This window comes from Streptomyces sp. NPDC005805 (genome assembly GCF_040630445.1).
GTDB lineage: Bacteria > Actinomycetota > Actinomycetes > Streptomycetales > Streptomycetaceae > Streptomyces.
Genome location: NZ_JBEXXN010000035.1, coordinates 1 through 13,404 on the forward strand (window position 1 = coordinate 1; position 13,404 = coordinate 13,404).

Genomic DNA, 13,404 nt, shown 5'->3' on the forward strand with positions numbered 1-13,404 from the left:
CGCTGCGGGCCTTGGTAATGTCCGAGACGCACGGCGCCCCCGTGCCGGGACCGGTCCCGGCACGGGGGCGCCGTGCGTCTCGGAGCTCAGGCGGGGAACACCGGCTCGCCCGCCCGCGTCAGCCGCCACCCCACCGAGGCGAAGGCCGCCGGGTCGACCGACCCCTGCTCCCGCACCCAGTCGATGATCGTGTTCCGGATCTCCTCCGAGTTCGCCCACACCTGCCGGGCCGCCGCCACATGCGGGAAGTTCCCGCCGCCGCTCGCCCGGTAGTTGTTCACCGCCAGCACGAACCGCGCCGCCGGGTCCACCGGCTTCCCGTCGAAGGACAGGTCCACGATCCGCGACCCCGCCGGCTGCGCGATGTCCACGTCATAGGTCACGCCCGCCACCGCGTCGTAGTTGTAATCCGGGACGCCGTCCGCGTTCGTCAGCTTCGCCGGGTCCACCGGGGCACCCGGCGCCGTCCGCGCGTAGTACCGCGCCGAGAACTCCAGATAGTCCTTGAGCTGGGCGCCGGTCAGCACCCGCGCCTCCAGGGTGTTCTCGAAGACATACAGACCCGCCGCGTCCCGGATCGTCACCTCGCCCGCCGGGATCGCCGCCGTCCGCGAGAAGCACGACGCCTGCGACAGCACCGGCAGCTCCGCGAACTCACCTCCGGCCAGCGCCGCCCTCACCGTCTCGATCTGCACATGGTTGATCAGATCGATGATCGGCTCGTCCTTCCACGCCGCCTCCGCCGTGGTCATCGCCACCGCCGAGGTGCCGATCACCTGGTTGACGTACGCGACCACCTTGCGGTGCTCGTCACCGAGGAGCCGGGTGATCCGCCGGTCCTCCGCCACCGTGTTGGAGTTCAGCACCGTGGAACCGGCCCGCTCCACCGTCCAGCGGCCCCGCTCCCACACCAGGTCGAAGTCGAACAGGGTCAGCCGCTGCCCCCACTTCAGCGGCTCCGACAGCACCACCCGCTTGCCGGTCTCCTTGTTCACCACGAAGTGCTCCGCGATCTCCGTGTGCGCGTGGCCCACCAGGATCGCGTCGATCCCCGGCACCTGCTCCGCCACCAGACCCGCCGCGTTCTCCACATACGGCAGCTGGTCCCCGTACGAGGAGGTGCCCGAGGACCCGCTGTGCGCCGAGACGATCACCACGTCCGCGCCCATCGACCGCAGCCGGGGCACCCACTTCGCCGCCTGCTCCTCCAGGCCCGGGAACACCATCTTCCCGCCGACGTTCAGCTTGTCCCAGATCGCGATACCCGGGTTGGTCAGCCCCAGCACCGCCACCCGCACATCCCGCCCGCACGGGGTGCGCAGCCGGTGCATGCTGTACGGCGCGAACGCCGGGCGCAGTGTCTTCGCGTCCAGCGCGTTGGCGCCGAGCAGCGGGAAGTCGCACTGCTCCTCGAACTTGCGCAGCACCGGGATGCCGTAGTTGAACTCGTGGTTGCCGAGGGCCGCCGCGTCGTAGCCGATCGCGTTCATCGCCTGCGCCATCGGGTGGACCGGGCCGCGCCGGGCGGTGATCGGGTCCACCTTGGCGTAGTAGTAGGAGAGCTGGGTGCCCTGGATGGTGTCGCCCGCGTCGATCAGCAGGGTGTTGCGCCGGCCCTTCTCCCGGCGGACCCGCTCCACCAGCGTGGAGATCTTCGCCAGGCCCACGTCGTTGTGGTCCTTGTCGTCGAACTCCTTGTCCGTGAAGTAGTCCCAGTTGAAGACGTTGCCGTGCAGGTCCGTCGTCCCCATCACCGTGAACGAGTACCGCTTCGGGCGCGGGCCGCGACCGTGGCTGTTCGCGGGGGTCCGCTCCGCCGCCGCGGCCGGTGACGCGGCGCCCGCGGCGACGGCGACTGTTGCCCCGGCGGCGGCCGACCGCTCCAGGAACGTCCTGCGCTTCAACCGGTCCTTTGGCATACGGTTCTCCCTCGATCATGTGCACAACGCGCGTAGATTCTGGCGCAACACCTCGCGGTGCGAAAGGGTTTACGAAGGCCCGCCCCGCGACCTCCACAACCGCCACACCAACCCGCAACCCCGCCGACCCGCCCGACGTCGGCGCCCCGACGTACCGCCGACCCCCCATCCCAGGAGCCCCCGGATGAGCGACACCACCGCCGAGACCACCCCCGCCGGCCCGCCCGCCCCCTACGGAACCCCCTCCGCGCCCCGGGTCGCCGTCCGCGGCGAGGCCCGGCTCCAGTTCGACCCCGAACTCGCCACCATCGGCATCCAGGTCAGCGCCCGAGGCCGCGACCGGCGCACCGCCCTCGACGACCTCACCCGCCGCAACACCGCCGTCCTCGACCTCGTCAAGTCCTACGGCGACGCCGTCGACAAGCTCTCCACCGGCGCCCTCTCCATCAGCCCCGAACTCGGCGGCGGCCGGGGCGAACGCGTCCGCGCCTACCACGGCAACGTCCGCGTCAACGCCGTCCTCACCGACTTCACCGCCCTCGGTGAACTCGTCACCCGCCTCGCCGACCTCGAACTCACCCGGGTCAGCGGCCCCTGGTGGTCCCTGCGCCCCGACTCGCCCGCCCACGCCGAGGCCCGCCGTGAGGCCGTCCGGGAGGCCGTGCGCCGCGCCCGCGAGTACGCCGGAGCGCTCGGCGCCTCCCTGGACGCCCTCCTCGAACTCGCCGACCTCGGCGCCGAAGCCCCCGCCCCCGCCCCCGCCTACGCGATGCCCGCCCCGCCCACCGGTGTGGTCCGCGGCTTCGCCGGCGCCCAGACGGAGGCCGCCCCCGCCCTCGACCTCGAACCCCAGCGGCAGACCGTCTTCGCCCAGGTGAACGCGCGCTTCACGATGACGCCCCCGGAACTCTGAGAAATGCTCATCGGAGCGCACCCCCGCACAATTCAACAGTTGTCAATAGCCCTTCATGCAAAGGTTGTTGGGCAGTCATGAGACACCAATTCTCTACCCGTCGGTAAGCCCTAGGCTCGAACCATGCGCCGAGCAAAGATCGTCTGTACCCTGGGCCCCGCCACCGACACATACGACCAGATCAAGGCACTGGTCGAAGCCGGAATGGACATCGCCCGACTCAACCTCAGCCACGGCGTCTACGCCGATCACGAGGAGCGTCTGCGGCACGTCAGGAAGGCGGCCGACGAAACCGGCCGCAGCGTCGGCGTCCTCGCCGACCTTCAAGGCCCGAAGATCAGGCTCGGACGCTTCCAGGAAGGCCCCGTACTTCTCGAACGCGGGGATGAATTCACCGTCACCGTCGAGGAGATCGAGGGCGACCGCCACATCTGCGGCACCACCTACCAGGGCCTCGCCAGGGACGTCACCCCCGGCGAGCGCATCCTCGTCGACGACGGGAAGGTCGCCCTCGAAGTCCTCCGCGTCGACGGACCCCGCGTCCACACCCGGGTCGTCGAGGGCGGGATGGTCTCCGACCACAAGGGCCTCAACCTCCCCGGCGTCGCCGTCTCCGTCCCCGCCCTCTCCGAGAAGGACGCCGAGGACCTGCGCTGGGCCCTGAACGCGGGCGCCGACATCATCGCCCTCTCCTTCGTCCGCAGCGGCCGGGACATCGAGGACGTCCACCGCGTCATGGACGAGACCGGCCGGCGCCTCCCCGTCATCGCCAAGGTCGAGAAGCCCCAGGCGGTCGAGAGTATCGACGACATCGTGGCCGCCTTCGACGGGATCATGGTCGCCCGCGGCGACCTCGGCGTCGAGATGCCCCTCGAACAGGTCCCGATCGTCCAGAAGCGCGCCATCAAACTCGCCAAGCGCAACGCCAAGCCGGTCATCGTCGCCACCCAGATGCTCGACTCGATGATCGACAACAGCCGCCCCACGCGCGCCGAGGCGTCCGACGTCGCCAACGCGGTCATCGACGGCACCGACGCGGTGATGCTCTCCGGCGAGACCAGCGTCGGCAAGTACCCCGTCGAGACCGTCCGCACCATGAGCCGCATCGTCGAGGCCGCAGAGGAGGACGTCCTCGCCAAGGGCCTCCCGCCGCTGACCGAACGCAACAAGCCCCGCACCCAGGGCGGCGCCGTCGCCCGCGCCGCCGCCGAGATGGGCGACTTCCTCGGCGCCCGCTTCCTCGTCGCCTTCACCCAGTCCGGCGACACCGTCCGCCGCCTCTCCCGCTACCGCTCCCCGATCCCCCTCCTCGCCTTCACCCCCGACCCGGCCACCCGCTCCCAGCTCAGCCTGACCTGGGGCGTCGAGACCTTCCTCGGCCCCCACGTCGACTCCACCGACGCGATGGTCGCCCAGGTCGACGAGGAACTCCTCCGCATCGGCCGCTGCCGCCCCGGCGACGTCGTCGTCATCACCGCCGGCTCCCCGCCGGGCGTCTCGGGCTCCACCAACCTGGTCCGCGTCCACCACATCGGCGAGAGCGTGGGCTGACGGCCCTCGGCCCTTCGCCTTCGTCTCCGGCTCAGTGCTTCGGCCCGATGTGTGCGTCCATCAGCGCGACGGACGCCCGTCGGGCCACGGATATGGTGTACGACCGCCCGCCGCGGGTGCAGTGCTTCCACGAGCCCCGGCCAGGTCTGCGAACAAGTGATCATCAAGCTGGGTACGCGATGGCCTGAGTACTGGATGATGTGGCCGTCGCCCAGATAGAGGCCGAGAAGGTAGGCGTAGGCGGCCCAGTCAAGCGCGCGACCGTCGCACCGCGGGCACGCAGGGCTGCGCTTGCCGGGGGATTCACCGCGCTCCGCACGGTCCAGGTGCCACCAGTATCCGATGGTGCCGTTGGGTATGCCCAGTTTGCGCGCGACGTCAGCGTTCCTTGCTCCGGTTCGCAGTAGTGCGAGCGCAGTCTCCCGGACGTCCACAGGGTGAAGATTCATACCCATCACCCTGTGTGATGAATGGTGCCAGACGTGACAAAGAAGCGGATGTTCACGAGAACGTGAACATCCGCTTCCTGAAATGCGTACCGGGTGCGGGACTCGAACCCGCAAGCCCTCACGGGCAGAGGTGTTTGAGACCTCCGTGTATACCGTTCCACCAACCCGGCGAGGTGACCTTGTCGGAGTGTACCGGGTAATGGTCGGGGCCAGCAGCTGGGTAGTCTTTGGGGCAGTGACTGCCCCGCCAGGAGGAGCCCCCGTGACCGCCCCCGAGTCGCCCCAGCCGATCGCCGCAGACGACGACACCTCGCACGTCCCGCCGGCGACGACCCGTGTCGTCATCGCCGAGGACGAGGCCCTCATCCGGCTGGATCTGAAAGAGATGCTGGAGGAGGAGGGGTACGCGGTCGTCGGTGAGGCCGGGGACGGGCAGCGGGCGATCGAGCTGGCGCGGGAGCACCGGCCGGACCTGGTCATCCTGGATGTGAAGATGCCCGTCCTGGACGGCATCTCCGCCGCGGAGAAGATCGCCGAGGAGTCCATCGCCCCCGTGCTGATGCTCACCGCCTTCTCCCAGCGCGACCTCGTCGAACGCGCCCGGGACGCGGGCGCGATGGCGTACCTGGTGAAGCCGTTCTCCAAGAGCGACGTGGTGCCCGCGATCGAGATGGCGGTCTCGCGGTTCACCGAGCTGAAGGCGCTGGAGAAGGAGGTCGCGGACCTCGCGCAGCGGCTGGAGACGCGCAAGCTGGTGGACCGGGCCAAGAGCATCCTGCAGACGCAGTACGGCCTGACCGAGCCCGCCGCGTTCCGCTGGATCCAGAAGACGTCGATGGACCGGCGCCTGTCGATGCAGCAGGTCGCGGAGGCGGTCATCGAGGACGCCGAGGAGAAGAAGGCGGCCAAGGGCCAGTAGCCCGCGGCCCGTCACGCACAGCACGCACGGACAAGGGTCCGCGTCCCGGTCTCCCGGGGCGCGGACCCTTGTCGTGTGCGCGGTGCCTCGCGGCGGCGCGGACCGGCGTCAGTCCTCGCCGAGGTACGCCTTGCGCACCGAGTCGTCGTGCAGCAGGTCTTCCCCGGTGCCGGAGAGGACGATGCTGCCGACCTCCATCACATGCGCGTGGTTGGCGAGCGAGAGCGCGGCCTGCGCGTTCTGCTCGACGAGCAGGATGGTGGTGCCCTGTTCGCGCAGTTCCTTGATGGTCGCCATGATCTTCTGCATCATGATCGGCGAGAGGCCCATGGAGGGCTCGTCGAGCATGAGCAGCTTCGGCTGGGACATCAGCGCCCGCCCCATGGCGAGCATCTGCTGCTCACCGCCGGAGAGGGTGCCCGCGGCCTGCTTGCGGCGCTCTCCCAGGATGGGGAAGAGGTCGTAGGCGCGCTGGATGTCCTTGGCGATGCCCGCGGCGTCCTTGCGGAGGAACGCGCCGAGGCGCAGGTTGTCCTCGATGGACATGCGCGGGAAGATGTGCCGGCCCTCGGGGGAGTGGGCGAGTCCCAGGGACACGACCTGGTGGGCCGGGACCTTGCGCAGGGACTTGCCGTTGAACTTGATCTGGCCGGTGAGCGGCTTGATCAGTCCGGAGAGGGTGCGCAGCGTCGTCGTCTTGCCGGCGCCGTTGGTGCCGATGAGGGTGACGACCTCGCCGGCCTCGACCTTGAACGAGATTCCCTTGACGGCCTCGATCTTGCCGTAGGCGACGCGCAGGTCCTCGACTTCGAGAAGTGCGGTCATCGGTCGTTCTCCTTGGTGGTGCTGCTCTCGCCGGGGGTGGCGGGGGCGTCGGTGCCGGAGTCCGCCGGGGCCGGGCGGTCGGTGTCGTCCGCGGCGGCGCCGGGGGCGTCCGTGTCCGGGGCGTCGGCCTCGGGAGCGGTCGTCCCGGGGGCGTCCGCCGTGGACGTCGCGGCGGCCGCGGCGTGGGCCTCGGCGGCCTCGACCTCGGCCACCTCCGCCGCGCCCGGGTCGCCCTCGAAGGGCTCGCCGAGGTAGGCGGCGACCACGCGCTCGTCGCCCTGGACCTCGGCGGCGGTGCCCTCGACCAGCTTCTCGCCCTGGACCAGGCAGGCCACCCGGTCGCAGAGGTTGAAGATGAAGCGCATGTCGTGCTCGATGACGAGGACGGCGATGCCCTTGTCGCGGATGGCGAAGATGAGTTCCTCGGCCGCGCGGGTCTCCTGCGGGTTCATACCGGCGGTGGGCTCGTCCAGCAGGAGGAGGCCGGGCTCGCTGGCGAGCGCGCGGGCGATCTCCAGCTTGCGCTGCTCGCCGTAGGGGAGGTTGCGGGAGAGGTGCTCGGCCTTGTGGTCGAGGCCGACGAACTCCAGCAGTTCCATGGCCCGGGCCTTGGACTCGGCCTCGGCGCGGTGGAAGCCGGGGCCGCGCAGCAGGGCGGACCAGAGGCCCTCCCGGGTGCGGGTGTGGCGTCCGACGAGGACGTTCTCCAGGACGGTCATGTTGGCGAAGAGCCGGATGTTCTGGAAGGTGCGTGCGATGCCGGCCGCCGTGACCTTGAAGGACTTGGCGGGCAGCACGGTGCCCTTGTAGCGGACCTCGCCCTCGGTGGGGATGTAGAGGCCGGTGAGGCAGTTGAAGAAGGTCGTCTTGCCGGCGCCGTTGGGGCCGATCAGGCCGACGATCTCACCGGAGTTGACGGTGAGGTCGACGGACCGGACGGCGGTGAGGCCGCCGAACCGCATCGTGACGCCGCGGGCGTCGAGGACGGTCTCGCCGGGTGCGGTGACGGCTCCTGCCTCGGCGGTGGTGGTGTCGGTGGTCATCGGTCAGCCTGCCTTGGTGAGAGTGGCGGGCGCTTCGTCCTTCTCGTGGAACTCGAGCTGCCGGCGGCGGTTGGGGATGAGGCCCTCGGGGCGGAAGCGCATCAGCAGCACCAGTGCGAGCCCGAAGGCGAAGAGCTGGAAGTCGCTCATGAACTGGAGCTTGGCCGGGATCAGGAAGAGGAGCGCTCCGCCGACGAGCGGGCCGCTGATGGTGCCCATGCCGCCGAGGACGACCGCCGCGAGGAGGAAGGCCGAGTTGGGCGGGACGACGTGGGCGAACTGGTACTGCTCGGGCGTCACGGTGTAGGTGACGTGGGCCTGGACGGCGCCGGCGAGGCCGGCGAGGCAGGCGCCGAGGGCGAAGGCGATCAGCTTGGTGCGGAAGCCGTTGATGCCCATGGCCTCGGCGGCGGTCTCGTCCTCGCGGATGGCGACCCAGGCGCGGCCGATACGGGACTCGGCGCTGCGCCGGAAGACCACGACCACGATCAGGGTGACCAGCAGCATCAGGAAGAAGTAGTTCGCGAAGCGGCCGATGGTGAAGCCGGCGATGGTGTGCGTCGCGCCGAAGTCGAAGCCGAACATGTTGAGGTTCGGGATCGAGGAGATGCCGTTGGAGCCGTTGGTGATGTCGGGTCCGGAGGTGCCGTCGAGGTTGAGGACGGCGATGCGGAAGATCTCACCGAAGCCCAGGGTCACGATGGCGAGGTAGTCGCCGCGCAGGCGGAGCGTCGGGGCGCCGATGAGCACACCGAAGATCATCGAGGCGGCGGCGCCGACCAGGATCGCCTGCCAGAAGGGCAGGTGGATGCCGAAGGGGGACGACGGGGAGCCGGAGACCAGGGCGGCGGCGTAGGCGCCGACGCCGAGGAAGGCGACGTATCCGAGGTCGAGGAGGCCGGCGAGGCCGACGACGATGTTGAGGCCCAGGGCGACGGTGGCGAAGATCAGGATGTTGACGCCGATGGTCGCGTACTGGTCGTCGGACTGGGTGAACGGGAACGCGGCGGCGGCGACGAAGGCGCCGACGAGGGTGACGTTGCGGTGGCGCGCGGTCAGCGCCGAGACCCGTCCGATGAGTCCGGCCTTCTGGATCGCCGCGAAGCCGAAGCCGGCGGTGATCAGGAAGCCGATGAACAGCTCGTCGTACTCGGTGGTGATGCCGTAGGTGAAGACGATCAGGCCGAGGGCGAGGACCGCGGCGACGATCAGGATCTCGACGTACGAGGGGAGGGTCTTCGCGGGCCGGGCGGTGCCGGTGGCGAAGGCGCCCTTGTAGACGGTCCAGCGGTTGCCGAGGTCGTGCTTGAACTGCTCGAAGCCGCCGTCCTCGGGGTCGGCCGGGGTGGTGGCGGGCCGCTCGTAGGGCAGGGAGCGGGAGCCGATCCAGCCGACGAGGGTGCCCACCAGGGCGACGTACGCGCCGGGTTCGAGGTTGACGAAGCCGCCGAGCTGGGTGCTGATGGCGATCATCGTGAACCAGGCGGTGACCAGGCCCGCGTAGGCGGAGAGCCGGATCGCCGCGTCGGCGCCCTGCGGGGTGAGCCAGGTCAGGCCCTTGACCCCGTAGGAGGAGAGTCCGAAGAGGGTCAGCAGCGCGCCGCTGACCAGGACGAGCCACTGGAGGCCGCCGGGGTAGCCGTAGACCGTGAGGTTGCCGGGGAAGGCGGCGGTCCAGGTCCAGGCGAGGAAGGCGGAGACGACGGTGAGCGCTCCGCCGGCCGTGGCGGTCGCCCGCGCGAGGTGCGGGGGCAGGACGAGGGGGCCGCCGCCGGTGGCCGCGGGGGCGGCCTTGGCGGGGGCGGTGTCCTGGGTGGTGGTCTGTGCAGTGGTCATCGTGGTCACGCCCTGTCCGCGACGCGCTCGCCCAGGATGCCCTGGGGCCGGAAGAGGAGCACGAGGATGAGGAGTACGAACGCCCAGGCGTTGGCCCAGGACTGGCCGCCGAGCTGCTCGAGGCCGGGGATCTCGGAGACGTAGGCCGCGGCCATGGTCTCGGCGACGCCGAGGGTCAGACCGCCGATCATGGCGCCGTAGATGTTGCCGATGCCGCCGAGGACGGCCGCGGTGAACGCCTTGAGTCCGAGGAGGAAGCCCATGCGGAACTGGACCTCGCCGTACTTGAGGCCGTAGGCGACGGCGCCGATGGCGGCGAACGCGGCGCCGAGGGCGAACGCGACCACGATGATGCGGTCGGTGTTGATGCCCATGAGCTTGGCGGTGTCCGGGTCCTGCGCGGTGGCCTGCATACCGCGGCCCGTGCGGGTCTTCATGACGAAGTAGCCGAGGAAGGCCATCGACAGGGGGGCGGCGATGAGCAGGAAGACGTCACCGGTCTGGATGGTGACGGGGCCGAGCTCGAAGGGGCCGCCGGGGATCTCGGGGAAGGTGCGGGCGGACTTGGCGCCCGGGTACCAGGCCCACACGGCCTGCTGGAGGGCCAGCGACAGGCCGATGGCGGTGATGAGCGGGGCGAGTCGTGGTCCGCCGCGCAGTGGCCGGTAGGCGAATCGTTCCGCTCCGACCGCGATGGTGGTGGCGACGACGATCGCGCCGACGATCATGAGGGGCAGTGCGAGCAGCACGCTGGTGCCGCTGGGAAGTATGAGCCAGACCGTGAGGGCCCCGAAGCCGCCGGTCATGAAGATCTCGCCGTGGGCGAAGTTGATGAGCTGGACGATGCCGTAGACCATCGTGTAGCCAATGGCGACCAGCCCGTACATCGATCCGAGTAGCAGGCCGTTGACCAGCTGTTGCGGCAGTTCGTTCACCGCAGGTCCTCCGTGTCTTTCGCCGGATATGAGGACGCGCGGGGCGCCTGGTGCGGCGCCCCGCGCGGCCGGTGGGATGAAGGCTGGTCGTCAGCCGGAGAAGGTACCGGACTTGACCGCAGCCCAGGCGCCGTCCTTGTACTCGTAGACGGTGAGCTGCTTGTTGGTGGTGTCACCGAACTCGTCGAAGGAGACCTTGCCGGTCACACCGTCGAAGGAGACACCGCTGACGGCCTCGGCGACCTTGGCGCGGGCGTCGCTCGGGAGCTTGCCGTCGTTGCCCTCGACGACCTTCTTCACGGCCTCGATGATCGACCAGGCGGCGTCGTAGGAGTAGCCGCCGTACGCCTCGAACGGCTCCTTGTAGCCGCCCTTCTCGTAGTTGGCCACGAAGTCCTTGGCGGACGGGAGGGTCTCGATCGGCGCACCGACGGAGGTGGCGAGGTCGCCCACGCCCTCCGCGCCGGAGAGCTTCAGGTACTCACCGCTGTAGATGCCGTCGCCGCCGACGAGCGGGATCTTGGCGCCGGCCTTCTTGATCTGCTTGCTCAGCGGGCCGGCCGCCGGGTACTCGCCGCCGTAGTAGACGACGTCCGCGCCGGAGCTCTTGACCTTGGTGGCGACCGAGGAGAAGTCCTTGGTCTCCGGGTCGATGTGCTCGGTGTCGACGACCGTGCCGCCGAGCTTCTCGAACTCGGCCTTGAAGGTGGCCGCCAGACCGGCACCGTAGGTCTTCTTGTCGTCGATGACGAAGACCTTCTTCTTCTTGGCGTCGTTGAAGAGGTACTGCGCCGCGAAGGGGCCCTGGACCGCGTCCGTGGTGGAGGTGCGGAAGTAGGAGGCGAAGGGACGCTCCTTGGTGCCGCCGTTCCAGTTCTGGCCCTGGGTCAGCGAGGGCGAGGTGTTGGCCGGGGAGACCTGGACGAGCTTGGCGTCGGCCAGGACCTTCTGCATGGACTCGCCGACGGAGGAGTTCAGCGGGCCGACGACGCCGAGGGCGTCCTTGTTGGCGACCAGCTTGCTCGCGTTCTGCTGACCCGAGGAGGGCTGGGCCTGGTCGTCCAGGGCCTCGATCTTGAAGGTCACGCCGGGGACGTACTTCTTGGCGTTGGCCTGCTTGACGGCGAGGTCCACGGAGTTCTTGATGCCGAGGCCGAGCGCGGACAGGTCACCGGTCAGCGGCGCGTCCACGCCGATGACGACCGTGGCTCCACTGCTGCCCTCGGAGGCGTTGTTGCTGTCGTCGCGAGATCCGCAGGCGGTAAGCGTGAGGGCTCCCGCAGCGAGCGCAGCCGTGACGGCTATGAGCGAACGTTGACGCACGATCAGTCCTTTCACCAGGCACGGGCAGTCCCCTCATGGGACGCACCGAGTCGAGCGCGGGGAACCGAGGTAATCGGGTGGCGCGGTGACTGCCGGTGACTTTAAGCGCGTTAGTGGCATACGGAGGAGGTCTCTGGCCACAGCGTGACGCTCTTGTTATGCCGCGAGGTCACGGATAGCGGAGTTTCGCGGGTGGAACAGCCTATTTCCAGCTGTTTCGCCGTGTCCGCATGCTGAGAATGTGCAGGACTCTCGGCTCTTTTGGTCCTGACATGTGAATCCTAGCGGCATGCGGTGCCAAGAGCCTTTCCCAGGTCGCCGGCATAGCGATCTCCCAGGATGAAGCTCTGTTTCTGTATTGCGCGCGTATTGCGCAGTGTGACGTCGAGGAATGGGAGGCTGGCATTCCGTGCCACTTTCGAACAATCGGACACATGGATGCTGACGAGTACGTTGCGCGGCTTTTCGGCACGTACGGTGACCGGCCCGGCGGGTGAGGTGGTCACCCACAGGGCCGCCGAGGTCTGCTCGATCCGCTCCACGGTGACCGGCGGGCCGGTCCGGACGGTGACGCCGACCAGGAAGGTGAAGGCGGGCGCGGCTGTGCCGGGCTCCGGTGCGGGCGTCCGCGGGGCGGGCCCGGTGTAGGAGACGGTGGCGGCCTGGGCGGGCCAGGGCACGGGCTCGGGCGGGGGTGGTTCGGGGCGGCCGGCCCACCACACGGCGGTGCCGGTCGCGACGGCCAGGGCGCAGACGGCGGCGAGGAGGGCCCGGCGGCGGGGCGGGGGGAGTGCCGCGAGCCGGGCGGCCAGGGGGTGGCGGGCCCGGACGCCGAAGGACGCGGCCGGGTCGGCCGCGAAGGTGTTCTCGCCCGGCTCCACCGGGCCGATGGAGGTCATGCTGGCCGGCCGGGTGCCGTAGGGGGCCGGGCGCGGCCCGGCGTGAACCGAAGGAGTGTCAATGTCCTTGGCGCGGGCGGCTGTTGGGGGGAACGGCGACGGGGCGTGGTGCCGCTGGACGGTGCCCGTCGTCTCCTCATACGGGCACGCTAGACGCTCGTCGGCGGCCCCGGCAACGGCCCCGGCCGTCACCGGGGCCGTTGCCGGGGCGGCAGGGGGTGGCCGGGGCCGCGGGAGCCGCCGGGGCCGTGGCGGCGGGTCAGCCTGTCAGGCCCTCGGTGTCCCGGAGCAGGCAGGTGAGGCGGGCGGTGCAGACCCGCCGGTCCTGCTCGTCGCTGATGGCGATCTCGTACGTGGCGGTGGACCGGCCCCGGTGGACCGGGGTGGCGATCCCCGTGACCAGGCCGGAGCGCAGGCCCCGGTGGTGGGTGCAGTTGAGGTCCACACCGACGGCGATCTTGGACGGGCCGCCGTGCAGCATCGAGCCCACCGACCCGAGGGTCTCGGCGAGCACGGCGGACGCGCCGCCGTGCAGCAGCCCGTACGGCTGGGTGTTCCCCTCCACGGGCATGGTGCCGACGACCCGGTCCGCCGCCGCCTCCAGGATCCGCACGCCCATCCGCTCGCCGAGGTGCCCGGCGGAGAAGAGGGCGGGGAGGTCGACGCCGAGTGCCGCGTACTCGTCGATGACCTCCTGCGGGAACTTCACGGTGGACTGCTCGCCCATGGGCCTGCTCCGATCGTCGTACGGCTGTGTCCCGTCGGTGCGCCCGGCCTGCCGGGCGCACCACC

Annotated in this window: 11 protein-coding genes, 1 tRNA gene and 1 pseudogene; 3 read left to right on the forward strand and 10 right to left on the reverse strand. The window is 70.1% G+C overall.

Annotated features, from left to right (window positions below; translation table 11 throughout):
• Nucleotides 1–86: 86 nt before the first annotated feature.
• The gene (locus ABZ457_RS19765) at nt 87–1,919 is read right to left on the reverse strand and encodes a 5'-nucleotidase C-terminal domain-containing protein (RefSeq protein ID WP_359158867.1); all 1,833 of its coding nucleotides are present in this window, start codon (nt 1,917–1,919) and stop codon (nt 87–89) included.
• A 184-nt stretch (nt 1,920–2,103) separates the two neighbouring features.
• Here ABZ457_RS19765 and ABZ457_RS19770 point away from each other — a divergent pair, with 184 nt between their 5' ends.
• The gene (locus ABZ457_RS19770; protein ID WP_359158869.1) at nt 2,104–2,832 is read left to right on the forward strand and encodes an SIMPL domain-containing protein; all 729 of its coding nucleotides are present in this window, start codon (nt 2,104–2,106) and stop codon (nt 2,830–2,832) included.
• Between the two features lie 123 nt (nt 2,833–2,955).
• Nucleotides 2,956–4,383, forward strand: a complete 1,428-nt coding sequence (gene pyk, locus ABZ457_RS19775) for a pyruvate kinase (RefSeq protein ID WP_359158871.1) — start codon at nt 2,956–2,958, stop codon at nt 4,381–4,383.
• Nucleotides 4,384–4,508: 125 nt separating this feature from the next.
• Here the strand turns inward: pyk and ABZ457_RS19780 are convergent.
• Nucleotides 4,509–4,832 (reverse strand): annotated as a pseudogene (locus ABZ457_RS19780) (helix-turn-helix domain-containing protein); the annotation flags it as partial.
• 87 nt (nt 4,833–4,919) lie between these two features.
• A tRNA-Leu gene (locus ABZ457_RS19785) sits at nt 4,920–5,002 on the reverse strand.
• A 92-nt stretch (nt 5,003–5,094) separates the two neighbouring features.
• Between ABZ457_RS19785 and ABZ457_RS19790 the strand changes: the two genes are divergently transcribed.
• Nucleotides 5,095–5,751, forward strand: a complete 657-nt coding sequence (locus ABZ457_RS19790; protein ID WP_018848683.1) for a response regulator — start codon at nt 5,095–5,097, stop codon at nt 5,749–5,751.
• Nucleotides 5,752–5,859: 108 nt separating this feature from the next.
• On the opposite strand, the gene ABZ457_RS19795 is transcribed toward ABZ457_RS19790, so the two are convergent.
• From ABZ457_RS19795 to ABZ457_RS19825, 7 genes are all read right to left on the reverse strand, one after another.
• Nucleotides 5,860–6,576, reverse strand: a complete 717-nt coding sequence (locus ABZ457_RS19795) for an ABC transporter ATP-binding protein (protein WP_359158874.1) — start codon at nt 6,574–6,576, stop codon at nt 5,860–5,862.
• Entirely contained in the window at nt 6,573–7,619 is a 1,047-nt protein-coding gene (locus tag ABZ457_RS19800; RefSeq protein WP_359158876.1) for an ABC transporter ATP-binding protein, read from the reverse strand. The genes ABZ457_RS19795 and ABZ457_RS19800 overlap by 4 nt, the downstream gene beginning before the upstream one ends.
• Nucleotides 7,620–7,622: 3 nt before the next feature.
• A complete protein-coding gene (locus ABZ457_RS19805) occupies nt 7,623–9,464 on the reverse strand; it encodes a branched-chain amino acid ABC transporter permease (RefSeq protein ID WP_359158878.1) in 1,842 nt (613 codons plus the stop codon).
• Nucleotides 9,461–10,390, reverse strand: a complete 930-nt coding sequence (locus ABZ457_RS19810; protein ID WP_359158880.1) for a branched-chain amino acid ABC transporter permease — start codon at nt 10,388–10,390, stop codon at nt 9,461–9,463. The genes ABZ457_RS19805 and ABZ457_RS19810 overlap by 4 nt, the downstream gene beginning before the upstream one ends.
• A 90-nt stretch (nt 10,391–10,480) precedes the next feature.
• Nucleotides 10,481–11,713, reverse strand: a complete 1,233-nt coding sequence (locus tag ABZ457_RS19815) for a branched-chain amino acid ABC transporter substrate-binding protein (protein ID WP_359158882.1) — start codon at nt 11,711–11,713, stop codon at nt 10,481–10,483.
• Between the two features lie 281 nt (nt 11,714–11,994).
• Complete coding sequence (locus ABZ457_RS19820) at nt 11,995–12,612, reverse strand: Tat pathway signal sequence domain protein (RefSeq protein WP_359158884.1); 618 nt, start codon at nt 12,610–12,612, stop codon at nt 11,995–11,997.
• A gap of 259 nt (nt 12,613–12,871) precedes the next feature.
• A complete protein-coding gene (locus ABZ457_RS19825; protein WP_359158886.1) occupies nt 12,872–13,339 on the reverse strand; it encodes a hotdog fold thioesterase in 468 nt (155 codons plus the stop codon).
• Nucleotides 13,340–13,404 lie beyond the last annotated feature (65 nt).

Excerpts from the sequence above, each read along its gene's own strand:
- ABZ457_RS19765 (WP_359158867.1), bottom strand. The coding sequence starts at position 1,919 with ATGCCAAAGGACCGGTTGAAGCGCAGGACGTTCCTGGAGCGGTCGGCC.
- ABZ457_RS19770 (WP_359158869.1), top strand. The coding sequence starts at position 2,104 with ATGAGCGACACCACCGCCGAGACCACCCCCGCCGGCCCGCCCGCCCCC.
- pyk (WP_359158871.1), top strand. The coding sequence starts at position 2,956 with ATGCGCCGAGCAAAGATCGTCTGTACCCTGGGCCCCGCCACCGACACA.
- ABZ457_RS19795 (WP_359158874.1), bottom strand. The coding sequence starts at position 6,576 with ATGACCGCACTTCTCGAAGTCGAGGACCTGCGCGTCGCCTACGGCAAG.
- ABZ457_RS19800 (WP_359158876.1), bottom strand. The coding sequence starts at position 7,619 with ATGACCACCGACACCACCACCGCCGAGGCAGGAGCCGTCACCGCACCC.
- ABZ457_RS19820 (WP_359158884.1), bottom strand. The coding sequence starts at position 12,612 with ATGACCTCCATCGGCCCGGTGGAGCCGGGCGAGAACACCTTCGCGGCC.
- ABZ457_RS19825 (WP_359158886.1), bottom strand. The coding sequence starts at position 13,339 with ATGGGCGAGCAGTCCACCGTGAAGTTCCCGCAGGAGGTCATCGACGAG.